Here is a 23,084-nt window from a genome sequence, read left to right as displayed (position 1 = left end):
AAGGGGAAGGCTGAAGCTCTGAAAAAGGGCTTCGAGGACATGTCAGAACGGCATTCGCACATCTTTGAGGTGTAAATTCATGACTGCGCAAAAGCGCATACAGTTAAGGAAAGCAATATGTCTAGTATTCTGACAAACACAGGTGCAATGGTCGCGCTGCAAACGCTGAAAGGCGTTAATGTAAATATGGCGACTACCCAAAACGAGATTTCGACGGGTAAGTCGGTATCTTCTGCTAAAGACAATTCCGCTGTCTGGGCAATTTCCAAAGTAATGGAAGCAGACGTGAACGGTTTTAAGGCAATTTCCGATAGCCTTGCTCTCGGAGAATCTACGGTCGCGGTCGCTCGGCAGGCTTCTGAAACGGTAACTGACTTGTTGACTGATATTAAAGGCAAGATCGTTGCGGCCCAGGAGGAGAATGTCGACCGGACTAAAATCCAAACTGATATTTCTGCGCTTCGTGATCAGATTACTGCGGTGGTCAGTGCTGCGCAATTTAACGGTCTGAACCTCATTCAAGGAACTGAAGACGTTGATATTTTGTCTTCTCTTGATCGTTCAGCAGATGGTTCGGTTGCAGCCACAAACATTACGATCTCTCGTCAGGATCAATCAACGGCCGCAGGGACATATGGTTCAGGCACTGACATCTCCGCTAATGCGGTAATCGCAGATAGCGCTTCAGCAGTGGCATCCTCGGCAAACACCGCAATTGTATCTTATGCGAATACTTGGGCAGCGAATGATACTGCAACTTTGACGGTTGCCGGAGTTGAACTCAGCTTTACTGCGACAGGTGCTGCCGTTGCCGATGTTGCCAGTTTTTTTGAGGGTGCGATCAATGGCCTTGGTCTTGATGGTGTCACGGCATCTTCGTCCGGTGGTGATCTTACAATTAGCTCCACGCGTGCCTTTGAAGACCTTTCCGTAACGTCTGCGTCTTCAACCGCTGGAGACGGTGACGCACTCATCACATCGTTGAACGGCACCGGTTCACTTACGCTTTCAACCGGTGATATCAGTAAGCGTGCTGAGCAGATTGATATGTCGACCGCAGCAGCTGTTTCCGAAGGCGATAGCTATAAAGTTACTGTCGGCTCTAATTCCTACAACTACATCGCTGGCAAAGGCGAAAGTATGGAGGATGTAGCTAAGGGCCTTAAAACGGCAATCGATGGCGGCAGTATCGCAGGCGTAACCACTAAGGTTGTTCAGGATGCTACGACAAAGCAGTGGAGCGTTCAGATTGACAATGATGGAACCGGCTCGACGTCTCTTGCCTTGTCAACTGCGGCGAACCAAGACGGGAAGGCTTCGGGCGGTCTTTTTGGGCTCGATAAAATCGACGTGCGCACCGACGCTGGAGCTAGCTCTGCTTTGGATAGCATCGAAACACTAATTCAATCATCAATCGACGCAGGTGCAAATTTTGGCTCCGCACAGGCACGGATTGAGAACCAGAGCGATTTCATCAGCAAACTCACCGACTCGCTAAAGTCAGGAATCGGGACTTTGGTTGATGCAGATATGGAAGAAGTATCAGCCAGACTAACTGCGCTTCAAACTCAGCAACAGCTTGCCGTACAATCCCTATCGATTGCCAATCAGGCACCACAGTCGATCTTGTCTCTATTCCGCTAACTCAAACCGACAGTCGGAGCACTAAACACTAGCGCTCCGACTATTCTGTGAAATTGTTCAATCGGAAGGATTCGGAGTGAACGCAATTCAAAGGGCGAAGTCCGCCTATGGAACAACTCGAGAGACAATAAGAACGCCTAAAAGCATTGAGTTTGAAGCCTTTGCACGTATTTCACACAGTTTGAAATCCGCCGAAGAAAAAGGCAAAAAAGGGTTCAATTCTCTTGTTCAAGCTCTAGACACAAACCGGAAACTTTGGACCATACTCGCCGCCGATGTTGCCGAGGAAAAAAACCCTCTGCCTCAAGAGCTAAAAGCAAGAATTTTCTATCTTGCTGAGTTTACCAATCTACATACGCGGAAGGTGCTCAAGCGAGAGGCATCAGCTCAAGTTCTAATTGAAATTAATATGTCGATAATGCGTGGCCTAAAAGCGGGAGCAGCGAACCAATGAGTGGACTTGTACTTAAGCTCGGACCGAAAGAAAGAGTGCTGATAAATGGTGCGGTAATCGAGAATGGCGAGAGGCGGTCGCGTTTGTCAATTGTAACGCCAAACGCCAATATTCTTCGACTTAAAGACGCTATTCATCCAGAGGAGGCAAACACTCCTGTCCGTCGCGTTTGCTATATTGCGCAACTCGTCTTGTCTGGTGATGCTGAGCCAGATGACGCCAAGTTGCAAATTCTCAGAGGAGTCGAGCAATTAAGCCAAGTACTGACTGACATTGATAGCCGCGAACAATTAACGAACGCTACAAATGCTGTGCTCGACGGGCGTTTCTATTTTGCACTCAAATCCTTGAGAGCACTTTTGCCGAGAGAGGATAGGCTTTTCGCGGCATCAAAAGCATCATGACATTCCAAGCCATTATTCCTGTAGGTGGATATGCAGGATGGAAATTTCTTGAGAGGACAAGAGACGATCAGTCTCAACTCATGAACAAGTCACCTGTTTTGGCGCGCGAGGTGAAGTACTTCGAAGAAAAAATAGGTAGCGTAAAAAATGCCCAGGACCTAATTAGAGATCACACTCTGTTAAAGGTCTCGCTTGGAGCATTCGGGTTATCCGAGGATCTTCCAAATAAAGCTTTCATTCGAAAGGTGCTCGAAGAAGGATCGGCTGCGGAAGGAGCTTTTGCAAATAGGTTGTCGGATAAGCGCTACTTTGAGCTAACAAAAGCCTTTGGATTCGATCAACAGGTTCCCAACACACAGAAAAGCAGTTTCGCAGAGCAAATCGTAAGTGCATATCAAAAACAAAGTTTTGAAACTGCGGTGGGTGAGCAAGACCAGGATATGCGATTAGGGCTAACGGTTCAGCGCAAATTAACTGAAATTGCGTCGAGCGACAAAAGTGAGAAGGCCAAATGGTTTTTGGTCATGGGAAGCCCGCCCCTAAGAGAAGTTTTTGAGACGGCGTTCAACTTACCAAAGTCCTTTGGAACTTTAGATTTGGATAAGCAACTCGAAGTTTTTTCAGAGAAAGCAGCCAAGTCGTTTGGGTCACCGGACCTCTCTCAGTTTGCAGGCAAAGAAGCGCGCGATGAGCTTATTCAAAAGTTCCTGATAAACGCGCAAATAAAACAAGCGAACCAATCGTTTAACGCGCAATCAACCGCTTTGCAGTTGCTGCAAGCCTCCAGTGGTCGCGCCCTTCTCGGTTTTTGATGCGAATTTAAGATATGGGGAGCCCAACATTTCATTCCATAGTCGAACCAATGCAATTTCTAAGCTGTTCAAAACTGTTTTCAATTCCTTGTACATCCGCCGACCCAATGAATTCGTCTAACGTTGGCCAGATTGAAATAGCTTCATCAATGAGTGGATCAGAACCCTTCGCATATAAGCCTGCTTGGATCATCGCTTCTGATCTTTCATAGGCTCCGAGAAGTTGGCGCGTTCTTTGAATAAGTTTGTTCTCATTGTCGTTCGCTGCGGATGGCAAACTTCGAGAAACTGATCGAAGTAAATCAACAGCAGGATATCTTCCACGTTCAGCGATTTCTCGGTCTAGGATGACGTGCCCATCCAGCACTCCTCGCATTATGTCGGCGATTGGTTCTTCCATATTGGACCCTGCCACTAACACGGTGAAGATCGCCGTAATATCTCCGTCGCCAACCTTTCCTGGCCCGGCTCTTTCGGAAAGTGACATGATCGCGTGTGACATCGACGCGGGATATCCACGGAGCGAGGCATCTTCGCCAGCGGCCAGTGCAACTTCGCGATGAGCTTCCGCGAAGCGTGTAATTGAATCGACCAAAAGCAAAACCTGAAGCCCTAGATCACGGAAATACTCAGCAACCGTCATTGCTGTAAAGACACATTTGCGCCGCGTTAGAGGCGACTGATCTGATGTTGCGGCGATTAGAACCGCCTTATCGAGACCTTCTTTGCCAAGACCGTTTTCGATAAATTCACGAACTTCTCTTCCGCGTTCGCCAACCAGTGCAATTATCACCACATCGGCCGACATTCCTTTTGCAAGTTGGGATAGGAGTGTTGATTTACCAACGCCAGATCCGGCGAATAGTCCCATGCGTTGCCCGCGCACAATTGGAAGTAGTGTGTTAAAAACCGCGAGGCCAGTCTCCATACGTTCGCCAAGCGCTTTTCTTTTTGTGGGCGATGGCGGTGCTCCGTGAATAGGACGCTTGTTTGGCCCTTGATGTAATTTTCGACCATCAAGCGGTTGACCAAATGGATCAATGACGCGTCCAATCCATGACGTGCTCGGAGACAATTGAAATGATCCAGAATGCAAAACACGATCACCAATTCTAATGCCATCAACATTCTCGGCTAAAAGCATTTTCGCCCGGCCGGGTGTAACGACCAGCACTTCTCCTTCAACAGATGTCCCGCATTTACGGACAACCGTTATGCTATCTCGAACACACACATGATCTGATAAGCCTGCCACCCAAAGCGTGTTTTGCGAAATTTCGAGAACACGCCCAACTGCGCGTGAAAGCTGAAGCTCTTCAATCTGTGAGGTTAGCGAATTCAGTTGCTCGAGCGACATTCTGTTCTCCTTTTGATCACTAAACCCTTTCTAAAGGAATCAGGGTTAAGAGTTGGTTGAAGCCGATCAAGGGAGAAGCCCTGTGTTTGAAAACCTATCAGTTCTTCGCATGTCTCAAGCGATGACCAACCACGCATCTACGCGGCAATCCGTGATTGCTGAAAATGTAGCTCATGCGGATACGCCAGCTTATAAAGCTAAGACGGTTAAACCCTTCGCTGAGCTTTATGGAAGCGGTGACGGTGCGCAGTTGAAATCAACGCGTTCTGGGCATCTGGATTTCCAACATTCATCAATTTCTGCACAGAATGTAATTGTACCATCCGAAGCTGAAGCGTCCCCCAATGGAAATAACGTGGGCCTTGAGCGAGAGCTGATGAATGCCAGCATTGCGCGGCATGATTTTGACACGGCGATCGCGATCTACAAGTCCACGCTTAACGTTCTTCGAACGAGCATTCGCTAGGAAAGGGACGAGCTAGATGAGTGATCTATTAAAAACAATGACCCTCTCAAGCAGTGGCATGCAAGCGCAGGCTAGCAGGCTGCGGCATGTATCTGAAAATATCGCAAACTCGGATACGCCAGGCTATCGACGGAAAACCATTTCGTTCGAGGAGATTGCGGGAAAAAGCGCAGCGGCTGGCGGCGTGCAAATTGGAGCAGTGCAACTGGATAAAACAGAGCTGCAACGAGTTTACGATCCCTCTCACCCGCTCGCAGATGTTTCAGGTCACTACGAAGGCTCGAATGTAGAGCTAATTGTTGAAGTTGCAGATGCTCGAGAGGCGCAACGTTCATACGAGGCGAATTTGAAGATGTTCGATCAAGCACGGCAAATGTCGTCGGCCTTGCTCGACCTACTCCGTCGATAGAGGAGAGTTTTTATGAATATCAACACAACTTTGGCCGCGCAAAACTACAACGCAATGCGAACGGCGACGGCGCCGAAACCAGCTTCGGGTGAAACCTCTGGTTCGTTTACGAAAGTCGCGCAAGATTTTGCAACCACGCTGGTCAACAGTGAAGAGCAAGCTAAAGCGGCGATGACGAGCGGAGCAGACCCGAACTCTCTTGTTCAGGCGCTCGCGCAGACCGAACTTGCAGTCGAAACAGCTGTGAGTGTGCGAGATAGGGTCGTCGAGGCATATCAGGAAATTCTACGGATGCCGGTGTAATCATGGATGAATTTCAGATCTACGATACGCTACGGCAGGGGCTTTGGATCGCAGTTGTTATATCAACGCCTATTCTTGTTGTTGCATTGGTCGCTGGCTTGATTATCGGCCTATTCCAAGCACTTACATCTATTCAGGAAATGACGCTGACTTTTGTGCCCAAACTTGGCGCAATGCTCGTCGTATTTTGGATGACAATGGGGTTCATGACCGAAACGTTGGTTTCGTTCTTTAAAAGCGGCCTCGTCCCTCTAATTGCGGGAGTGTAGCCAATGGACAATGCAAGTTATACCTCGCTCACTCGGCAAGCAGGCCTGCGAAAAGAAATGCAATCGATTGCCAACAATATTGCGAACCTTTCGACCACCGGATTTCGCAAAGAAGGCGTCGTTTTTGCAGAACATATCAAGGCCCTTGATCCAGAAAGCGAAAGCCTGTCGATGGCCCATGCGAGCGTCGCCAGAACTGATTTTTCGCAAGGAGCACTGAAGCAAACCAACGGTACGTTCGATCTTGCCATCGAGGGCAACGGGTTTTTCCTAGTCGAAACGGAGGGTGGACAACGGTTGTCTCGTGGTGGGGCGTTCCTTGCCAATAGCGAGGGGGATTTGGTGACACCAGATGGCGCGCGAGTCCTCGACGCGGGTCAAGCACCGATATTTGTGCCTCCGGACGCCTTGGAAATTAGCATTGGCAGCGATGGAACGTTGAGCGCAGACGGTCGCCCAATATCCCAGATTGGGGTGTTCGAACCAACTGAAACCAACAGCCTATCCCGTGAAAATGGTGTTCGCTTCTCATTTGAGGGCGATCTTCGGCCGCAAACCGAAAGTCAGGTTCTTCAGGGGTTTGTCGAGGATTCAAATGTAAATCCAATCATAGAAGTGTCTCGGATGATCGAGGTCCAGCGCGCTTACGAACAGGGGCAGAGCTTTCTGGAAAAAGAAGATGAGCGAATTCGTTCTGTTCTGAGAACTCTCGGCTAATCGAAAGGGAAAAACATGCGAGCTTTAGCAATTGCCGCCACCGGTATGTCCGCCCAACAGATGCGGGTTGAAACGATCTCCAATAACTTGGCGAATATGAACACTACCGGGTACAACGCGCGCCGCGCGGAGTTTGCGGACCTACATTACCAACAGCAAACACGGGCTGGAACGATCGTTTCCTCGGATGGGACTGCGCTTCCAACCGGCGTCCAGCTTGGACTTGGTGTTCGTCCAGCTGCGGTTACGGTTCAACTTGCGCAAGGATCGCTTGCTGAAACTGGCGGTGATCTTGACCTCGCCATCGAGGGGGCAGGATACCTTGAAGTTACGCTCCCATCGGGCGTTTCAGCTTACACCCGTGACGGCGGCTTACACCGCTCCGCTGAAGGACTGATTGTTACGTCAGACGGCTACCCCGTGGTGCCGGACATAACCATTCCTGATGATGCTCGCAGTATTTCAATCAACGCCGAAGGCGAGGTTCATGCATATTTTTCAGATCGTGTTGAGCCAGAGGTACTTGGTCAGTTCACGCTAGCTGGTTTTTCAAATCCGAAAGGTCTTGAGGCCATTGGTTCGAACCTATTCCTTGAATCTGCGGCATCTGGCCAAGCTAACATTTCGGTCCCAGGGGAAGACGGAATAGGAACCCTGCGCCAGGGTTATCTCGAGTCGTCATCGGTTGATGCCGTTCGAGAAGTGACTGAACTCATCGAAGCCCAACGAGGCTATGAGCTAAACGCCAAAGTGCTTACCGCCGCTGATCAGATGCTTAGCGCAACTTCACAGGTGCGCTAATGAGGCTGTTAATGTTCATTGCCGCAACTCTATTTAGCGCTGACGTTGCGACTTCTGATATTCTTGTTGCGGCGAGAACGCTCAGAAGCGGCGACATAATTGGGGCGAGCGATTACGCCATTGCCGAGGGCAGTGTCGCCAGCGCGATCGATGCAGCAACAAACATCGCAGGGCTTGAAGCTAAAACTGCAATTTATGCTGGTCAGCCAATCCAAGCAGGCTCTATCGGAGCACCTACTGTCGTTGCCCGAAACCAGCCAGTTTTGCTGATTTATTCCCAAGGTGGAATCTTCATTGCTACCGAAGCGCGCGCGCTCGGTCGCGGCGGCGCTGGAGATGCAATCAAAGTCATGAATTTGGCGTCGCGGTCGACGGTTCTGGGCGTTGTTCAGACGGATGGAAGTGTCAAAGTTAAATAGGATGATTATGAAAAAAGTACTGATTTCTGCCGGTTTTCTCTGTGGCGCTGTAGCCTGTTCACCGTTGGAGGAGGTTGGGCGTGCTCCCGACTTTACCAACTCCGTTACCGGCCCAGAATACAATGCAATGATGTCGCCTGGGTTTCCTGCAACGGTTGACCGCAGCCGCAAAGACGTCGCCTCGCTTTGGAGCAGAGAGCAGCAATCGCTTCTTGGAGATCGAAGAGCGCTGAAGCGGGGAGATATTCTCACTGTTGTAATTGAGATAGATGAGAAAGCAGAAATATCCAATTCCACCGAACGGAGCCGTGACGGGCAGAAGTCAATGGGAATTCCTTCGTTCTTTGGGTTGCCTCAACGTGCAAACGAGTTGCTTCCTGTCGGGGCAAACATGGCAAACGCAGTCGAAACGAACTCGTCTACTTCACATCAGGGCGACGGCCAAGTGAAGCGCAAAGAGAAAATCACGCTTCGAGTCGCGGCTACTGTCGTTGACGTTTTACAGAACGGCGTTTTGGCAATTCAGGGATCGCAAGAAGTTCGGGTCAATTTCGAAATTCGGGAATTGCTTGTTTCTGGTTATGTTCGACCTGGCGACATCACGCGCCAAAATCAAATTACCTATGACAAAATCGCGTCGGCCCGCATTTCATACGGTGGCCGCGGTCAAATTACGACGGTTCAGCAGCCCGCATACGGACAGCAGATAGCCGATATTGTGTTACCATTTTGAGGCGCGCGATGAAGTTCCTACTACCAATAGTATTGTGTCTATTTGGAATTGCGGTGGGTTTTGGCTCTTCTAAAGCGGTTCCACTGATGCAGGCAGCATTAAATGATGAATGCACGCTGGACACAACGGAAACTCACCCATTGGAGGTGGCTGAAATTGAAAGCATCTCAAGCGAGTACTTAAAACTTAGTAACCAGTTTGTTGTTCCAATTGTTCGTGAAAATGATGTGGGAGCATTGGCGGTTCTTTCGCTGAGTCTTGAGGTGAAGGAGGGGCAGAAAGAAGCTGTATTTGAGATGGAACCAAAAATCCGCAATGAGCTTCTGGCAGTGCTCTTTGATCACGCGAATGACGGAGGCTTTGACGGGCAATTTGCATCGCGCAACAATCTCGACCTTCTGCAAACTAGGTTGCTTGCGTCGGTTAGAGAGGCAACAGATAATCAAGTTACCGATGTTCTTATCACCGATATTGTTAGGCAGAACATATCGAACTAGCGACTATTCTTCGATTTTGAAAGCGACTTAAGAGCTTGAGTTTGCCCAAAAGCCTTGGCCGCTTTGTTTTTCTGGGCATCAATCTCGGCCATAATATTTGAACGCTCTGTGTTTATCTCCACCGCGCGCATTGATCGCCAGTCGTTCCACCTCGAACTGAGTTCACAGTAAGCGATGGTGGTTTCGATACTGGTGTCTGTCCCGTAACAAGCTGAAGATTGGGCCAGAGACGTGAACTCTTCCGATAGAATTTGGTTAGCACTTTCCAATGCATTTAACTTGCCGAGCTCGGTGTCGAGTTTGAGCTTTGCAAGCATCTTGAGTTGTTCGAGGTTGCGCTGCTTCATGTAAGTTTTCCTGCTTTCTTTCGAACGCTCTCAGCGAACCGGATCGCAAGTGCAACCGCCTCGTAGTGTTCCGCATGGACTTCTTCGCCAAGTTCGACAGTCGCATAAATGGCGCGGGTTGCGGGTGGGTCTCGGTGAATTGGGACACCGTTCTCCATCGCTGTCTCGCGAATTCTCATTGCAACTTCATCTACTCCCTTTGCAACGCAGACCGGAGCGCCCCCGTTCTTTTTGTTCCAAACTAACGCAACAGCGAAATGGGTTGGGTTAACCAGCACAACATCAGCCTTCGGCACTTCCGTCATCATTCTATTGAGTGCAATTTCTTGCCCGCGCTGACGACGCTGCCCTTTTTGATGTGGGTCGCCTTCGGAATTCTTCTGTTCGTCTGTTAGTTCTTTTCGAGACATCATGTTTTTTCGGTGATGTTCTTTGTACTGGAACAGATAATCAACAGCGCCGATACAAACGGAAATCAACACTACGACCATAACAAATTGGACTATCAGCGACATCATTCCAATGATTGCTTGCTGCGCGGAGAGCTTTGCGATTGATAGAATTACATCGCGTTTCTTCGCTAGAAATACGCCGAGAATAATTGAAACCAGCACCAGTTTTGCTGTGCTTTTGCCAAACTCAAATAATCCTGAACGACCAAACTTATTCTTCAAATTCGACAGCGGAGAGATTTTGGACAGTTTGGGTTCGAGTTTTGCTGGCGCAAAAACAAAGCCTTTCTGAAAGAAAACGACACCAATAACCATCACTACAGGCAAGACGAAAAGAGGGGCTAACGGAAACAGTGATGAAGCAATTGCTCCGGTCAAACTCGCAGATGTCGTTGCAGCTACGAAGTTTTGTGGCGAATGCAGTAATATGGAAAGTGCCGCCGCTGAGCGCGGAATTGCATTTGGCCCGAACACAAACAACGCAATTAGAAAACCTGTAAAAGAAGCAGCTGTGATCAAATCCGTTGAGCGCGGAATCTCACCTTTCTTTCGAGCGTCATCCAGCTTCTGCTGAGACGCTTCATATTGTTTTTCACCTTCGTCGTTTTGGCTCATTGAGGTTTCAAAAACGGATTAGAAAGAGTTTCAGAAAACGCTGCCCACCAAAGGGAGATAATTGCGGGCGAGATCAGCAGAAGAAGCGCAATTCCTCCTAAGGTGATCGCGGGCGCACCGACCATCGCGACCATCAACTGTGGCATCGCACGGTTAATGACGCCGATTGCAACGTTGTAGAGTAAAGAAGCAGCGACAAACGGCGAAGAAAGGACAAAGGCGAGCGAAAATGCTCTGGCGATGTGACTAACACCTAAGTTGGTAAGATTTTCGCCAGATGGAAGCTGCCCAAAGGGAATAGCGGTATAGGAGAGTGTTAACGCTTCGATAACGAGAAGATGAAATCCGTTTGCGAGCGCCACCGAGAGCCCACCCCAGAACAACAAGTGCCCGATGGCGGGCTGTGGCTCCGATGATGCCGTACCAAACATTTGCGAAAGCGAAATCGATTGAGCAACAATCGCACCAATCATTTGAAGTGCGAAAACGAATGAACGAAGAATTATGCCCAAGGACAGGCCGGCTGCTATTTCGACGGCTACTTCAACAATCCCAATTTCCGGAAACGCTTGGTGCTCTGGAAACAAGATTGAATATACCGGTACAGTGAATGCCACCGATAGGCCCAGACGTATTCGCATTGGAATTGCGTGCTCACCGAATGCTGGCAGTAGTGCCATTGTTGCGCCGACTCGCAGGAAAGTAAGGAAAAACGACGTAATAATTGCCTGATTTTGGGCTAAGAGTATGGAAAGGTCGGCTGTCATTTCGTGACAAACCCAACAAGCGCTGGTTTCGCGTCTGTCCCAATTTCCTCAAATGAGAGGACTGGGTTAGAGATGCCTTTGGCGGTCAGAACGGTTCTGAGGAAACGCCGCCGCATTCTTGAAGTTACGATTGCTGGGAACGCTCCGTTTTCTCCGGCGCGTGCGACTTTCTGCGCGATTCCAGCAGCCAGAGAATTGAATTCGTCAGGAGGAAGGGCAACGTCTATTTGCCCTCGATCACCCTCGATTTGATACTGACTGAAGGTCGCCTCCCATTCCGGAGCGAGTTGGACAAGAGGGATTGAGCCATCGTCGCGGCGAAGCTCAGAGACGAGTTGAAAGCCAAGCCGCTGGCGGACGTGTTCTGTAATGCCTTCGCTTTTTTGATACACAGGTCGAGCTTCAGAGATGGCTTCCAGAATGAGTGCAAGATTTCGTACAGAAACTTGCTCTTCGAGCAGTTGGCGCATCACGCTAAGTAGAAGATCCACAGGCACTTTTTCGGGAATGAGTTCGTCGAGTAGCTGCTGATTTGCGCGCGCGCGAGATTCGTCTGAAAGATTTGTGAATTCCTCGAGTATGCGGCGAAGAGCTTTCAGTGTTAGAAGCCGGGGAAAGTTGCTTCTGATTGTTTCTAAAAGGTGTGTGGCGAGCACTTCGCTGGGGGACACAAGGGTGATGCCTGACGTGGCAACAGCCTCTTGATTCTCAGAGTTTATCCAGCGGGCCGGAGCGCCGTATACAGGTTCCTTTACATTGGTGCCTGCTTCCAGAAGATCTTGGTTGTCGGCCAGCAATGCGAGAACCTTGTCTTGCTCAACTCGGTCGCTTGCTTGTTCGACACCTTGAATGTTGATGATGTACGTACCGTTTGGAAGCGTAGCGTTATCAGAAAGCCGTATTTCGGGAAGAATCAAACCGTAGACGGTCGCAATATGTTTGCGCATATTCTCGATTCTGACGTCGAGTCCTGTTGCTGGGTCGAGCACCATATTTATGAGATCGGGCGCAAATTCTATATGGATGTCATCAAGGTCCAACAAATCCCCTAGCGATTTTTCAGCAGCGACCTGTTCGGCGTTGCTTTCAGCGGTGAGTTCATCGGCCTGGGAAGTTTTGTTTTTCGCGAAAACAAACCAAGACGCAGAACCAAGCAAAGCTGCGCCGAGCATAAATGGGAGAAATGGAAGCCCCGGAACCAGAGCAAATATGCCCATAAGGAAAGCGACGGTCGCGAGTGCAGAGTGGTGGCGCCCGAGTTGTGAGAATATTGCGAGATCTGTTGAGCCTGTTGCCCCGCCGCGTGCAAGCAAGAGCGCTGAAGCGATAGAGATTATGACGGCTGGAATCTGTGAAACTAAGCCATCTCCGACTGTTAGTATTGCGTAAGTTTCTAGGGCTTGTCCCGCTGGCATTTTGTGAACAACCAAGCCCATTACAAGCCCCATCACAAGATTGAGCAGTGTAATGAGAAGCCCTGCAACAGCATCGCCTTTCACAAATTTTGACGCACCATCGAGAGAACCAAAGAAGGTTGTTTCGGCTTGGTCGTTCTCACGGCGGGCTTTCGCCTCGGCGTGGCTGATTGCTCCTGCGGACATGTCTGCATCGATGGCCAGTTGTTTGCCGGGCATTGCGTCCAATGCAAACCGCGCTCCCACTTCAGCCATTCGGCCAGCGCCTTTAGTGATGACGATGAAGTTGACAATGAGAAGAACACCAAAAACGACCAACCCCAAGAAAACGCTGCCGCTCATTATGAAACTTGCAAAGCCTTGAATCACATTGCCGGCCGCGTTCGCGCCGGTATGTCCCTGGCCGATGATGAGCTTGGTCGATGACACATTGAGCGACAAACGCAGCATGAGTGATGCTAACAGAACCGTCGGAAACGCTGAGAAATCCAAGGGGCGTTCGATGAATAGGGTGACCGTAAACATCAATATCGCAAGAGCAAACGAAGCAGCTAATCCAACGTCGAGAACCCAAGAAGGGACGGGCAAAATCATCATCACGATAACTGCCATCAAGGCCAAAGCCAGCAGTACTGTTGGGCTGAATAGCAAGGGAATCTGGTTCGAGAGTCGCATTATGGATGACCTAATTGCTTGCTATGAAACGAGATGTTTGTCGCTCGCCCATGGGCACCAGGGAACCGAGCACTGGCAGTTGATCTGTTTGTCGTAGAAGCGGGAATAGGTTCTCGTTTGCGACGACGCTGCTGCTGTCCTGTTCTTCGGAATGGGTCTCCGTTATGACCTCTTTAGGTAGCGAACTCTTTATACGTTTGAAGCGTTTTTTGTATTTGTTGGCAAACTCGGGTGTACGTGAGTGGTATGCGCCGGCAGCGTCTTCCCAGTTGCCCATTTCCTGATAGAGATCTTTCAAAAATCGCGCCGCATATATCGCGTTTTTCTCCGGGTCGAACATTTCTTGGATCGAAGAGAAATTGTGGCCGTGCCACCTGTAGTTAATCTGAAAGCAACCAATGTCGAAACTGCGCGCGCCACCTAGATAACTATCTTGAACATAGTCGAAAGCTTGGTTTCTTGAATCGAACCAGACACCTTTGCCTTCCATATTTACCGTCCAGGGCCAGGGCGAAAAGCTCCCGTTTTTCTTTCGGCCTGTCTCGGCTAGCGAAATAGAATATAGGACTTCTACCGGCACACCTGTTTGATTTGCAGCGGCAAGCGTCGCATCTGAACATACCGAGTTTTGTGAGTTGTTTAGACTTGCGTGGCCTGCAAATGGGGCAGCGAAGGCCAGCAGTACTCCAAGAATAGCTTGAAGCGCGCGTCGCTGGACACGAACAAAAATTTTGTCATTTTGGAGGCTGCCAAGAGCCTTGCAATTCTTGCATCTCATTCTCCCAAAATACAGAGCGAACCTTAAGCAAAGGTTAGTGCCGCTGGCTGCTATTCCACGGTGATTGAGTTAGACAGTTCACTCAATCTCTCACGGTCTGCTCGACTATTTTGAAGAAGCTGCACTGCGAATTTAGGGGTGATTTGGCTCTGAGGTGTATCGTTAACAACTCCGACGGTATGTGTTTCGATTTGGGAATCGGCTCGTTGCCCATTGTTGGGCATCTCTCGGTTGCCCCAATCTCGAGTTCTTTCCGCTGTAGGCTTCACTGAGCCTGTTTGTCTCGGCTGAGATTCGTGCGTTATGAACCCAAGTGTGTTGAGCCTCTCGGAGATCTTTTTTTGTAGATTCGGAGGTAGATCGCTGCGCTCTTCCAAAGCGCTTTCGCTCAGTTGAAATAGTAGAAACTCCTCGATCTCCGCATCAATGTTTGCTTGGAAAATACGCTCAATTAAGCTTGGTTTATACGGACTAAGCAGATTGAATTGATTGCTCTTTTGCGCAATTTCGAGCGCAACCTCAAATTCTTTTTGGTTTATCAACGCTTCAACTAAGATTTCTTTTGTGTAGCGACCCATTTCCGTTGCGCGGAATTCTAGATCAATACTTTCCAGGATCACTCGTTCGCTTGCGGTAACCGATTGGGATGTTGAAAAGCCGCTTACAATCGATTTGAGAGCGCTTGCTTCAAGCTCCCCAAGTTCACGAGCTACTTTTTCACCGATCAAAGGGAAGTATCTGTCTTCGCCGTAGCTGACATCGCCATCTAGTTCGACGTTGTATAACGCAGAGATTTTCTTTTGAAGGTGTCCAGGTAGTAATGCGAACTGCCTTTTCATTTCTTCTGTTTTAGTTCTCGGTTCGTTGCGCCCTAGGTTCGTCCAGAAAAGCAATCGTATGCCGCAATTCTCTGGTAAGTTTGCGGTTAGCTCATCGTTTGGATTCTTCCCAGTTAGCCTTTGCGCAATTAGGCTAAGCACGCCTCTAGAATTAAATTTTTGACTTTTCTGTTCGAGTAGGCCTAAGGCTTCAGATCCTAACCCAGCATAGATATGTGCTTTGATCTGCCGAAGTTTGTTACTCTCAGTTGATTCTAATTGGACTGCATGATTGGCTTTGCGTAGATTTTCTATCGGGTCCTCAACGATCGCCCAGTTGTTTAAGTTAAAATCAAAATCGCAGAATGGCTTTTTATGAAATTTCGATGCATTTGCATGTTGCAAGGGGTCATGGATTTCAGACTGTAGTTGTGTGGGAGTAGCAGAACGCGGGGCCTCTTCCTGAATTGAATTATTCCCTCGCACTGGGTGTGCGTTGCTGTCTAATTTGACGGCCGAGTCGGGTTTCATCTCTGTTATCGGTGCAATTTCCACGAAACCGTGATTTGCAACTCGACCTAGTTCGGTAAGCAATTGTCGCTCAAAATTTGAAGACAGTGAGGTCAAACTTGAACGCCTATCTTTTGCAATTTCTTCAGGGTCGTTTGAATCGATGAAATTCACAACTAGTTTGTCGCTAAGTATTCGGGCTTGAGGCTGCAGTAGAGCCATTTGGGTTATTGCGTAGCCCAATACAGATTTAATTCTACCAACTAGCGAAGCGGCCTCTTTGTTTTCTTCGGTATTGTTATGCGCGGACCTAGTCGGGTCTTCGTTAAACACGTCTAACACGAGCCTATCGCCGTCCAGTACAAACGCTTCTGTCTTGCATTCACAATTTAAACGAAGTGAAAGGACTTGGTTTCTCGCGTCAAAACTAACATCTTCGATGCGCGTGCGAGGTATGCGATCAAATATTTCGTTCGTGAGTATCGATAGGTCATTGGATTCAAAGTGAAGCGTGTAACCGCTTTCCACTTTGCGCAGGCTCCAATCAACTTCTTTGGAAAAGTCGAGAACCAGCCTGGAAAAATCTTTGTGTTCGCCAGACCGCGCGACAATCGTTTCAGCGGCGAGCGGGACGCCCAAAAACAAAAGCGCAAGGATTAAGCCAAAGCGTTTCATACCGCGACCGACTTAACTTCTTTAAGCGCCTCTTCTAGCTCTCCGAAACTTGGGCGACTGTGGCTTGGAGTGTTTTGCCGTCCGACCTCGATGCAAATATTTGTGGCGTGGTTGTGCAGGTTGGCAACGAGCACATCTTTTATCAGGCTGTAGAAATGTGCATCTTCTTCGACGACCGATTGAACCTTTGCAGCAAACGGGCCCATCAACCCATAAGCGAGAAAGACGCCGAGAAAGGTCCCGACAAGCGCGCCGCCAATCAGTTTTCCAAGTATTTCAGGGGGTTGATCAATCGATGCCATTGTTTTGATAACACCAAGAACCGCGGCAACAATGCCAAGCGCAGGCAGCCCATCTGCAAGCGCCTGAAGGGCGTGACTTCCGTGCATTGCGTGTTGAAAATTTGCTTCTATGCGCTTCTCCAATACGTCCTCAACTTGATGCGGATCATCGTAGTTCATCGAGGCAGAACGCAATGTGTCGCAGATCAAGCCGATTGCCTCGGCGTCGGCGAGAATGCGCGGGTAACGTGTAAATATTTCGGACGTTTCCGGTGCTTCGATGTGTTCTTCGAGTGCAACCGAGTTTTGCCGTGCGAGTCTAATGAGCTCAAATAACAAGCAAAGTAGATCGCGGTAATCATTGTGTTTCCAGCGTGTGCCGCGAAAGACTTTTAGAACGTCAGATAATGTGGATTTCGCCCCAGAAGAATCATTCGAGATGAGGAATGCACCAACACCCGCACCGCCGATCATCATCAACTCAAAAGGTAATGAATGAAGTATTATCGACATCTTGCCACCAGCGGCTAAATAGCCACCAAAGACCATGACGAAAATCACGACAACGCCTATTATTCCAAGCATTTACTTTGCTCACTAACTAGGGAAAACTCTGAAAAGAATTGCAGGTGTGTATTAAAAAACCCTCAATATGCCCATCATTCGGACTGAATGTTCGCATTGCGCCCTGCTAAAACGACGCTAATTGCATATGCGGACTCAGCTGGTAGTGATGCGAGAATATTGGCAGCGGTTTCGGACCGCATTCTCGCGATAAAACCGGCGGCAAAATCAGGTTCCATCTGCTCAAAGAGAGGCGCAGATTCGCTGGCTTTCATGTTCTCGTATAGTGCGGTGAGCTTATTAATATCTTCGTCCGCAGCGGAGTTTGCTTGGGCGATTGTTTGGCTTAAGGCCTCTTCTGCGGCGAGGAGATCTTGCATATTTTCTTCATAGACCCGTTCCGCAATTGCAAGCGTTGCTAACCTCTCTGCAATTTCGGCCTCTCGTTTCTCTGCATTTCGTTCTCGTTCTTGCAAAGAGGTTACAAGTGCCTCAAGGCCATCCGTCGGAATACAGTAATCGGGTTCTGCCGGAGCGGTTAAACTCTCAAATTCGCGTGCAAGCGCTGGGCCCGCGCCACTGCCGAGGCGCATGAGCGCGGAGAGAATAAAGAAGCTAGCAACGATGATAAGGACGTTTCGGCTGCTTTTTCGTTTTCTGGAACGCACGTCTTTAGTTTGCTTAGGTCTCATTTGGCCCCCGATCGATGAAAAAAGCCAGCGCCCTTTACACTCTCTTTCGGGGCTGCTTCAGCTTGCGGAGCCTCGCCGTTCACGGGCAGATCGTGCAGAGAGGCAACGAGAATTTCGAGTTGCTTTGCGGCAGTTTCTGCACGTTCGGTTAGTGAATGAAGCGAAGCGGTTGAGTTGACGGCCGCCTGCTGGGCGTTCTGCAAGGTGGTCGTCATGTCATCGACCTGTGCCGACATGACGGCGACCGCGCCTCCAACCCCTTTCTCAAGGTCATTAAATTTTTTGAGCCGCCGTGAAAGGATCACGCAATAAAGAGCAGCGCCTAATGTTCCTGCGAGCAAGAATATGTCTGAAATTAAATCCATCTAAGCCTCTCTAGTTTAAAACGAATTCCATGATTAGGAGATCACTCGCATTCTCCTCGCCGACTATGAGTTGAACGCGATAGAGGACTTGGATCCGGAGCATGTAGAGTGAATTCGAACGCTCCAAGTCTTGGACTTTCAAGGCCCTCAAGTAGCGGTTCAGGGTGTCCACAATCCTGGGCTTTAAAGCCTCAACGGCCTTTTCCTTACCCTTCGGGACTTCGATTTGAGCGGAGAACCTAAGATGCCGTTGGTTGTTGCCGTCGTTGAGCGAAATGAGCAAAGGCTCAATGGGAACGAACGAAACGTCCGAGTAGTCAGGTGTTTCGCTGGCGTGCTCCTTCGAACTCTTCTTAACCGCATTGGTTCCCATGCTGAAATAAAAGTAGCTACCGGCACCGCCAGCCAAAAAAAGTACGAGACTTAACAGGACCATTCGAATGGCTCCTGATGAGCGGCTTATCTTTTCAGAATCCTGGGCAACCATTTCGTCCACCGTTAATTGCGATGGAATCGTTATGCCGCATGAAAACTAACCGATTGTTAAGGCTGATCGGTGAAAGTTGATTCTGTTGATTTGGCAGAAGCCAATTGAAAAGGAATCGAAGTGCAACAATTTCTCGCTCTCTGGCAGTCTCTGAGTATGCCTCGGAAAATTTCTGTCGTCGTGGCAACTCTGGCTATGTTTAGTGCGGTGTTGATGATCTCGCGGGTCGCATCTTCTACATCCATGTCTCTATTGTACGCGGGTTTAGAGCCAGGAAGTGCTGGTGAGGTCGTTGCAGCTCTTGAGCAGCGTAGTGCGCCATATGAGGTGCGTGGGAGCGCGATCTACGTCGATAGCCAGCTTAGAGACGAGTTGCGGCTCTCGCTCGCCGCAGATGGGCTCCCTGAGAACGGCGCACAAGGCTATGAGCTGCTCGATTCTCTTACAGGTATCGGAACCACGTCGCAGATGTTTGACGCGGCGTACTGGCGTGCGAAAGAAGGGGAGTTGGCGCGCACAATTCTTGCCAGTTCAAGCTACAAAAGTGCTCGTGTTCATCTATCGAATATGGTCAAGCAGCCGTTTAGTCGGGATGGTGACCGCACCGCATCGGTGACAGTCAAAGCGCAAAGCACAGTTACCCCAGATCAAGCGCGCGCCCTAAGATTTCTTGTGGCGTCGGCCGTTTCTGGTCTTATGCCAGAGAATGTTTCCGTGATTGATGGGCGTATTGGCAAAGTGATCGGCGCTGAAAATGAAGATCACGGTTTCCAAAATCCGGACGAGCGCGCGAAGGACATCAAGAATCGAGTGCTCCGGATTATTGCGGCACGCGTAGGGCCGGAAAATGTTGCTGTCGAAGTCAGCGTTGAAGCCGACATGGATAGTGAATCTATCGTTTCGCGTGAGTTCGATCCTGAGAGCCGTGTGGCGATTAGTACGGAAATTGAAGAACGGACTGCGAAATCCAATGATTTTCGGGGGTCTGCTGTGACCGTCGCGAGCAATTTGCCGGATGGTGATGCGGGGGCAAAAGATGACAACCGAAGTAGCGAAGATCGAGAATCAAAAGAGCGGACAAACTATGAGGTTTCTGAGACGAAACGCGAAGTTCTAAAGGCTCCGGGCGCGATAAAGAAGATAACTGTAGCAGTACTTGTCGACGCGGTTCATACGGTCGACGAAGCGGGCAACGAAAGCACAGCCCCTCGTTCGCAAGAAGAATTGGATGCGCTCAGAGACCTTGTTGCCTCCGCGGTCGGGTACGACGAAACTCGCGGCGATGTAATTACCATCAAGTCCATGGTGTTTGAAAAAACAGCCGAACTTGGGACGGAAGCTGATGTCGGTATTCTGACTACAATGGGAATCAATCTGACCCAAATCGTTCAGCTTGTGTTGCTCGGTTTGGTCGCGATGACAGCAATTCTATTTGTGATCAGACCATTTTTCTTGGGGAAACATAACGTAGGTCAGGCTGGTGAAACGCTTGAACTGCCAAATGAACTCACGCGCGAGCAGCGCCAAAACGCTCCAATCAGCGGTGAAATTGATGATGGAAGTCTGCCGATTCATCAGATGAACACAATTGCAGAATTTGATTCTGGTAACGAGTTTGAGCCATTGCCGGAGCTCAATGTGGCCTCCGGATTTGTCGGTCAAACCGAGTCTAGTGATCCTGTCGCGCGACTTCGTAAGATGATTGAGGAACGTCAGGAAGAAACGGTTGCGACATTGAAAAACTGGATGGAAGAAGGGGAGACAACATAATGTCAAAACCTGTTCAGCTTGATGATTTTTCAGCTACAGAGCGACTGGAAATCAAAAGTCAAAAGCTTCCAATTGAAAAGCAGGAAGAAATCCGTCTCGCGGCATATGAGCAAGGGTACAAGGCGGGATGGGAAGATTGTGTTGCCGCTAATGAAAGTGACCAGACGAGAATTTCGGAAGAACTCGCGGGCAACCTTAATGAGTTGTCATTTACCTATCATGAAGCACGGTCGTCAGTTTTGAAATCACTTGAGCCCGTGCTGAAGAAAATAACGGCTAAAGTTCTTCCAAGTATTGCGATGGATAGTTTTGGCGATCTTGTGGTTCAGAAAGCGTTAGCGCTGGCGAATGGTGCCTGCGATGTTCCGGTTGAGATTGTCGCATCCTCTGCAACTCTTGAAAAGATCACACCTTCTTCCAGCAAAGTTGAAAGCCTTCCATTGCAGTTCGTTGAAGAGCCCTCTCTTGGGGTCGGCCAAGTGTTTTTGCGTTTTGGAGCAAGCGAGCGTCAGATCGATGTCGAAAGCGTATTTGAAGGCATTAATGAAATCGTAGACGGCTTGTTTGAAGAAGACGGAGGGCTGGTAGCAAATGGATGAGAATTCAATGAACGAGACTGTGGGCAAACTGTATACCGACTTCCCGCTAGAGTTAACCGTATCAGTCGGGCGCGCGCGCCCTCTGATTAAGGATTTAATCGAAGCACAAAAGGGAACAGTACTGCCCTTAGATGCGCGCGTTGATGATCCGGTAATGCTCTACTTGGGCAACAAATTGGTGGCAACGGGTGAGCTGGTTGAGATGGACGGAGATCAACGCGGCAACCTTGCCGTCAAGCTCACGACAGTTAGCGGTTTGACAGAAAGTCAAAACAGATGAACTCGCTCCCAATTCGCGTTCTATTCCTGACCTTTCTAATTCTAGCCGTGTCAGGAGATGCAGTTAACGCACAGGAAATTGCGATCTCCTTTGGCGAGGGTACGTCGGTAGCTGGTCGAAGTATTCAACTCATCGTGCTGCTGACGATTCTCAGTGTCGTACCTGGGCTGGCGATCATGATCACGTGTTTCCCATTCATTGTGACTGTGCTGTCGATATTGCGACAAGCTATTGGCTTGCAGCAATCACCTCCCAACATGTTAATTGTCAGTTTGGCAATGTTTTTGACTTATTTCGTAATGCAGCCTGTGTTCGAAGAAGCATGGGAGACCGGGCTTGATCCTCTCGTTGCCGAGGAGCTGGAACTGAAGGATGCGGTAGAGAACATGCTTTCCCCGTTCAAGATGTTCATGATGTCGAGAACAGATCCGGAAACGCTCCAGTCGCTAGTCGATCTGCGAGAATCCACAGTTTCCGGCTCTACAGTGGCCGAGGAACAGCTTTCAATATTAATACCTTCATTCCTCATTTCTGAAGTGACGAAGGCATTTCAGATCGGTTTCATTGTTTTCCTACCATTTCTCATCATCGATTTGGTTGTTGCCGCGATCCTTATGTCGATGGGTATGATGATGGTGCCACCCGCTATCGTTTCGCTTCCGTTTAAGCTGGCTTTCTTTGTCGTAGCGGATGGCTGGACGCTCATCAGTACAGCTCTTGTCGGTAGTTACTTTTGAATTTGCGCACACAATGAGATCGCCAAGATCATCATAATAATCGTCAGCCTCTTCTCACGAAAAAAACTCGATTCGGCTAATTTTTCATGGCTAGCGCAGGGTTGCGGGTGGAAACAATTCAACCGATTGCGGCGAATTTGTGATGTTTAGACATGTTTCTGACATAATTTGAGCCAAATTCGCCTAAGTTCTTCCATATTTCGATGGGTTGGCGCATATTGAAGGTAGTTTAAGGCGCTCCGAGCGTCATAGTAATTCGTATCAGGAGTACAGAGTCATGAGACGCTTGGGTTTCAAGAATACAGTCGCAATTGCAATTTTAGGGTCATTCGCAGCAACCGGTGCTATGGCTCAGAGTAATTCCAGCAGCGCGAAATTCTACACGATTTCAGATGTTAAGAGCGCTGGAGATATCAAAATTCTCTGCGCCTTCAAGGATCTTTCCAATGGTCAGGTCGCGTATCTTCAAAGCATGCCAAATTTCGACGACATACTCGCGGCTGCGGTTAAAGTTTGCCCAGATACGGCGCTCGATCTAACTGATTTTGCAACTGCTTCGGTTGGCGGCGGCGATGTCGGAAATGATAAAGACGAAAACCCAGTTTTTATGGGTGAGCCAAAACGCAAGAAATCTAGCTCCAAGCCAACTTCCGTCAAAACCAAGCCAACCTCCGTCAAAACTGTGCGCGACTATGATGATGACATAGAGGACGAGGAAGAAGAGACAGGCGACGACAGTAACAGCGGCGGCGACGGCAACAGTGGTGGCGACGGTAACAGCGGCGGCGACGGTAACAGCGGCGGCGACGGTAACAGCGGTGGCGACGGTAACAGCGGCGGCGACGGCAACAGCGGCGGCGACGGCAACAGCGGTGGCGACGGCAACAGCGGTGGCGACGGCAACAGCGGTGGCGACGGTAACAGCGGTGGCGACGGCAACAGCGGTGGCGACGGTAACAGCGGTGGCGACGG

The 23,084-nt window shown here is 49.3% G+C and carries 29 protein-coding genes; 18 read left to right on the top strand and 11 right to left on the bottom strand.

The genetic code is table 11. The features are described 5' to 3' along the window. The first annotated feature begins 117 nt into the window (after positions 1-117). From OU789_RS15625 to OU789_RS15610, 4 genes are all read left to right on the top strand, one after another. A complete protein-coding gene (locus OU789_RS15625; protein ID WP_274656609.1) occupies positions 118-1,644 on the top strand; it encodes a flagellin in 1,527 nt (508 codons plus the stop codon). 76 nt (positions 1,645-1,720) lie between these two features. Next, the gene (gene flaF, locus OU789_RS15620) at positions 1,721-2,098 is read left to right on the top strand and encodes a flagellar biosynthesis regulator FlaF (RefSeq protein WP_274656608.1); all 378 of its coding nucleotides are present in this window, start codon (positions 1,721-1,723) and stop codon (positions 2,096-2,098) included. Beyond that, positions 2,095-2,502, top strand: coding sequence for a flagellar biosynthesis repressor FlbT (gene flbT, locus OU789_RS15615; RefSeq protein ID WP_274656607.1), 408 nt, complete (start codon positions 2,095-2,097; stop codon positions 2,500-2,502). Before flaF ends, flbT begins: the two co-directional genes overlap by 4 nt. Continuing rightward, on the top strand, positions 2,499-3,314 hold the full coding sequence (locus OU789_RS15610; RefSeq protein WP_274656605.1) for a DUF1217 domain-containing protein: 816 nt from the start codon (positions 2,499-2,501) through the stop codon (positions 3,312-3,314). Before flbT ends, OU789_RS15610 begins: the two co-directional genes overlap by 4 nt. Positions 3,315-3,345: 31 nt before the next feature. Here OU789_RS15610 and OU789_RS15605 read toward each other — a convergent pair whose 3' ends face one another. Next, entirely contained in the window at positions 3,346-4,671 is a 1,326-nt protein-coding gene (locus OU789_RS15605) for a FliI/YscN family ATPase (RefSeq protein WP_274656603.1), read from the bottom strand. An 82-nt stretch (positions 4,672-4,753) separates the two neighbouring features. Between OU789_RS15605 and OU789_RS15600 the strand changes: the two genes are divergently transcribed. The 9 genes from OU789_RS15600 to OU789_RS15560 are packed head-to-tail and all read left to right on the top strand — an operon-like array spanning position 4,754 to position 9,285. Next, complete coding sequence (locus OU789_RS15600; RefSeq protein WP_274656602.1) at positions 4,754-5,137, top strand: FlgB family protein; 384 nt, start codon at positions 4,754-4,756, stop codon at positions 5,135-5,137. A gap of 16 nt (positions 5,138-5,153) precedes the next feature. Next, the gene (gene flgC, locus OU789_RS15595; protein ID WP_263951900.1) at positions 5,154-5,546 is read left to right on the top strand and encodes a flagellar basal body rod protein FlgC; all 393 of its coding nucleotides are present in this window, start codon (positions 5,154-5,156) and stop codon (positions 5,544-5,546) included. 12 nt (positions 5,547-5,558) lie between these two features. Beyond that, positions 5,559-5,849 carry a flagellar hook-basal body complex protein FliE gene (fliE, locus tag OU789_RS15590; protein ID WP_263951901.1) on the top strand — a complete coding sequence of 97 codons (291 nt, stop codon included), beginning with the start codon at positions 5,559-5,561 and terminating at the stop codon, positions 5,847-5,849. Between the two features lie 2 nt (positions 5,850-5,851). Then, positions 5,852-6,118, top strand: a complete 267-nt coding sequence (locus tag OU789_RS15585; protein WP_263951902.1) for a flagellar biosynthetic protein FliQ — start codon at positions 5,852-5,854, stop codon at positions 6,116-6,118. A 3-nt stretch (positions 6,119-6,121) separates the two neighbouring features. Then, on the top strand, positions 6,122-6,835 hold the full coding sequence (locus OU789_RS15580; protein ID WP_274656599.1) for a flagellar hook-basal body complex protein: 714 nt from the start codon (positions 6,122-6,124) through the stop codon (positions 6,833-6,835). 15 nt (positions 6,836-6,850) lie between these two features. Further along, positions 6,851-7,636, top strand: a complete 786-nt coding sequence (gene flgG, locus OU789_RS15575) for a flagellar basal-body rod protein FlgG (RefSeq protein WP_274656597.1) — start codon at positions 6,851-6,853, stop codon at positions 7,634-7,636. After that, complete coding sequence (gene flgA / locus OU789_RS15570) at positions 7,636-8,055, top strand: flagellar basal body P-ring formation chaperone FlgA (RefSeq protein WP_274656596.1); 420 nt, start codon at positions 7,636-7,638, stop codon at positions 8,053-8,055. Before flgG ends, flgA begins: the two co-directional genes overlap by 1 nt. Positions 8,056-8,062: 7 nt before the next feature. Beyond that, the gene (flgH, locus tag OU789_RS15565) at positions 8,063-8,788 is read left to right on the top strand and encodes a flagellar basal body L-ring protein FlgH (RefSeq protein WP_274656594.1); all 726 of its coding nucleotides are present in this window, start codon (positions 8,063-8,065) and stop codon (positions 8,786-8,788) included. Positions 8,789-8,796: 8 nt separating this feature from the next. Next, positions 8,797-9,285, top strand: a complete 489-nt coding sequence (locus tag OU789_RS15560) for a flagellar basal body-associated FliL family protein (RefSeq protein ID WP_274656592.1) — start codon at positions 8,797-8,799, stop codon at positions 9,283-9,285. On the opposite strand, the gene OU789_RS15555 is transcribed toward OU789_RS15560, so the two are convergent. The 10 genes from OU789_RS15555 to OU789_RS15510 form a co-directional block, all read right to left on the bottom strand. Beyond that, complete coding sequence (locus OU789_RS15555; RefSeq protein WP_274656590.1) at positions 9,282-9,632, bottom strand: hypothetical protein; 351 nt, start codon at positions 9,630-9,632, stop codon at positions 9,282-9,284. The genes OU789_RS15560 and OU789_RS15555 overlap by 4 nt on opposite strands. Beyond that, entirely contained in the window at positions 9,629-10,699 is a 1,071-nt protein-coding gene (locus tag OU789_RS15550) for an EscU/YscU/HrcU family type III secretion system export apparatus switch protein (RefSeq protein WP_274656588.1), read from the bottom strand. The genes OU789_RS15555 and OU789_RS15550 overlap by 4 nt, the downstream gene beginning before the upstream one ends. Next, on the bottom strand, positions 10,696-11,466 hold the full coding sequence (locus OU789_RS15545) for a flagellar biosynthetic protein FliR (protein WP_274656586.1): 771 nt from the start codon (positions 11,464-11,466) through the stop codon (positions 10,696-10,698). The genes OU789_RS15550 and OU789_RS15545 overlap by 4 nt, the downstream gene beginning before the upstream one ends. Continuing rightward, positions 11,463-13,556 carry a flagellar biosynthesis protein FlhA gene (gene flhA / locus OU789_RS15540; protein WP_274656584.1) on the bottom strand — a complete coding sequence of 698 codons (2,094 nt, stop codon included), beginning with the start codon at positions 13,554-13,556 and terminating at the stop codon, positions 11,463-11,465. The genes OU789_RS15545 and flhA overlap by 4 nt, the downstream gene beginning before the upstream one ends. Before the next feature lie 10 nt (positions 13,557-13,566). Then, positions 13,567-14,334, bottom strand: a complete 768-nt coding sequence (locus tag OU789_RS15535; protein ID WP_274656582.1) for a lytic transglycosylase domain-containing protein — start codon at positions 14,332-14,334, stop codon at positions 13,567-13,569. A 50-nt stretch (positions 14,335-14,384) separates the two neighbouring features. Continuing rightward, positions 14,385-16,337, bottom strand: coding sequence for a hypothetical protein (locus OU789_RS15530; protein ID WP_274656580.1), 1,953 nt, complete (start codon positions 16,335-16,337; stop codon positions 14,385-14,387). Continuing rightward, positions 16,334-17,203: a flagellar motor stator protein MotA gene (motA, locus tag OU789_RS15525; RefSeq protein WP_274656578.1), complete on the bottom strand. Its 870-nt coding sequence runs from the start codon at positions 17,201-17,203 to the stop codon at positions 16,334-16,336. The genes OU789_RS15530 and motA overlap by 4 nt, the downstream gene beginning before the upstream one ends. Before the next feature lie 74 nt (positions 17,204-17,277). Next, on the bottom strand, positions 17,278-17,874 hold the full coding sequence (locus OU789_RS15520) for a MotE family protein (protein ID WP_263951915.1): 597 nt from the start codon (positions 17,872-17,874) through the stop codon (positions 17,278-17,280). Next, positions 17,871-18,239: a hypothetical protein gene (locus OU789_RS15515; protein ID WP_263951916.1), complete on the bottom strand. Its 369-nt coding sequence runs from the start codon at positions 18,237-18,239 to the stop codon at positions 17,871-17,873. The genes OU789_RS15520 and OU789_RS15515 overlap by 4 nt, the downstream gene beginning before the upstream one ends. A gap of 10 nt (positions 18,240-18,249) precedes the next feature. Continuing rightward, the gene (locus OU789_RS15510) at positions 18,250-18,726 is read right to left on the bottom strand and encodes a flagellar basal body-associated FliL family protein (RefSeq protein ID WP_274656576.1); all 477 of its coding nucleotides are present in this window, start codon (positions 18,724-18,726) and stop codon (positions 18,250-18,252) included. A gap of 120 nt (positions 18,727-18,846) precedes the next feature. Between OU789_RS15510 and fliF the strand changes: the two genes are divergently transcribed. From fliF to OU789_RS15485, 5 genes are all read left to right on the top strand, one after another. Next, positions 18,847-20,496, top strand: coding sequence for a flagellar basal-body MS-ring/collar protein FliF (gene fliF, locus OU789_RS15505; protein WP_274656574.1), 1,650 nt, complete (start codon positions 18,847-18,849; stop codon positions 20,494-20,496). Further along, positions 20,496-21,095 carry a flagellar biosynthesis protein gene (locus tag OU789_RS15500; protein ID WP_274656572.1) on the top strand — a complete coding sequence of 200 codons (600 nt, stop codon included), beginning with the start codon at positions 20,496-20,498 and terminating at the stop codon, positions 21,093-21,095. Before fliF ends, OU789_RS15500 begins: the two co-directional genes overlap by 1 nt. A 7-nt stretch (positions 21,096-21,102) precedes the next feature. Next, the gene (locus OU789_RS15495) at positions 21,103-21,375 is read left to right on the top strand and encodes a FliM/FliN family flagellar motor C-terminal domain-containing protein (RefSeq protein WP_274656570.1); all 273 of its coding nucleotides are present in this window, start codon (positions 21,103-21,105) and stop codon (positions 21,373-21,375) included. Then, the gene (gene fliP, locus OU789_RS15490) at positions 21,372-22,112 is read left to right on the top strand and encodes a flagellar type III secretion system pore protein FliP (protein ID WP_274656568.1); all 741 of its coding nucleotides are present in this window, start codon (positions 21,372-21,374) and stop codon (positions 22,110-22,112) included. The genes OU789_RS15495 and fliP overlap by 4 nt, the downstream gene beginning before the upstream one ends. Before the next feature lie 277 nt (positions 22,113-22,389). Further along, the coding region (locus OU789_RS15485; protein ID WP_274656566.1) for a hypothetical protein at positions 22,390-23,084 on the top strand (695 nt) is incomplete at its 3' end.

The organism is Halocynthiibacter sp. C4 (assembly GCF_028823805.1).
Taxonomy (GTDB): domain Bacteria; phylum Pseudomonadota; class Alphaproteobacteria; order Rhodobacterales; family Rhodobacteraceae; genus Falsihalocynthiibacter; species Falsihalocynthiibacter halioticoli.
Note: the sequence above shows the minus strand (reverse complement) of the source record. Positions and strands in the feature narration are given on the sequence as shown.

Coding starts and splice junctions, on each gene's coding strand:
- OU789_RS15625 (WP_274656609.1), top strand. CDS start 118: ATGTCTAGTATTCTGACAAACACAGGTGCAATGGTCGCGCTGCAAACG.
- flbT (WP_274656607.1), top strand. CDS start 2,095: ATGAGTGGACTTGTACTTAAGCTCGGACCGAAAGAAAGAGTGCTGATA.
- OU789_RS15610 (WP_274656605.1), top strand. CDS start 2,499: ATGACATTCCAAGCCATTATTCCTGTAGGTGGATATGCAGGATGGAAA.
- OU789_RS15605 (WP_274656603.1), bottom strand. CDS start 4,671: ATGTCGCTCGAGCAACTGAATTCGCTAACCTCACAGATTGAAGAGCTT.
- flgC (WP_263951900.1), top strand. CDS start 5,154: ATGAGTGATCTATTAAAAACAATGACCCTCTCAAGCAGTGGCATGCAA.
- fliE (WP_263951901.1), top strand. CDS start 5,559: ATGAATATCAACACAACTTTGGCCGCGCAAAACTACAACGCAATGCGA.
- OU789_RS15585 (WP_263951902.1), top strand. CDS start 5,852: ATGGATGAATTTCAGATCTACGATACGCTACGGCAGGGGCTTTGGATC.
- OU789_RS15580 (WP_274656599.1), top strand. CDS start 6,122: ATGGACAATGCAAGTTATACCTCGCTCACTCGGCAAGCAGGCCTGCGA.
- flgG (WP_274656597.1), top strand. CDS start 6,851: ATGCGAGCTTTAGCAATTGCCGCCACCGGTATGTCCGCCCAACAGATG.
- flgA (WP_274656596.1), top strand. CDS start 7,636: ATGAGGCTGTTAATGTTCATTGCCGCAACTCTATTTAGCGCTGACGTT.
- flgH (WP_274656594.1), top strand. CDS start 8,063: ATGAAAAAAGTACTGATTTCTGCCGGTTTTCTCTGTGGCGCTGTAGCC.
- OU789_RS15560 (WP_274656592.1), top strand. CDS start 8,797: ATGAAGTTCCTACTACCAATAGTATTGTGTCTATTTGGAATTGCGGTG.
- OU789_RS15555 (WP_274656590.1), bottom strand. CDS start 9,632: ATGAAGCAGCGCAACCTCGAACAACTCAAGATGCTTGCAAAGCTCAAA.
- OU789_RS15550 (WP_274656588.1), bottom strand. CDS start 10,699: ATGAGCCAAAACGACGAAGGTGAAAAACAATATGAAGCGTCTCAGCAG.
- OU789_RS15545 (WP_274656586.1), bottom strand. CDS start 11,466: ATGACAGCCGACCTTTCCATACTCTTAGCCCAAAATCAGGCAATTATT.
- flhA (WP_274656584.1), bottom strand. CDS start 13,556: ATGCGACTCTCGAACCAGATTCCCTTGCTATTCAGCCCAACAGTACTG.
- OU789_RS15535 (WP_274656582.1), bottom strand. CDS start 14,334: ATGAGATGCAAGAATTGCAAGGCTCTTGGCAGCCTCCAAAATGACAAA.
- OU789_RS15530 (WP_274656580.1), bottom strand. CDS start 16,337: ATGAAACGCTTTGGCTTAATCCTTGCGCTTTTGTTTTTGGGCGTCCCG.
- motA (WP_274656578.1), bottom strand. CDS start 17,203: ATGCTTGGAATAATAGGCGTTGTCGTGATTTTCGTCATGGTCTTTGGT.
- OU789_RS15520 (WP_263951915.1), bottom strand. CDS start 17,874: ATGAGACCTAAGCAAACTAAAGACGTGCGTTCCAGAAAACGAAAAAGC.
- OU789_RS15515 (WP_263951916.1), bottom strand. CDS start 18,239: ATGGATTTAATTTCAGACATATTCTTGCTCGCAGGAACATTAGGCGCT.
- OU789_RS15510 (WP_274656576.1), bottom strand. CDS start 18,726: ATGGTTGCCCAGGATTCTGAAAAGATAAGCCGCTCATCAGGAGCCATT.
- OU789_RS15500 (WP_274656572.1), top strand. CDS start 20,496: ATGTCAAAACCTGTTCAGCTTGATGATTTTTCAGCTACAGAGCGACTG.
- OU789_RS15495 (WP_274656570.1), top strand. CDS start 21,103: ATGAACGAGACTGTGGGCAAACTGTATACCGACTTCCCGCTAGAGTTA.
- fliP (WP_274656568.1), top strand. CDS start 21,372: ATGAACTCGCTCCCAATTCGCGTTCTATTCCTGACCTTTCTAATTCTA.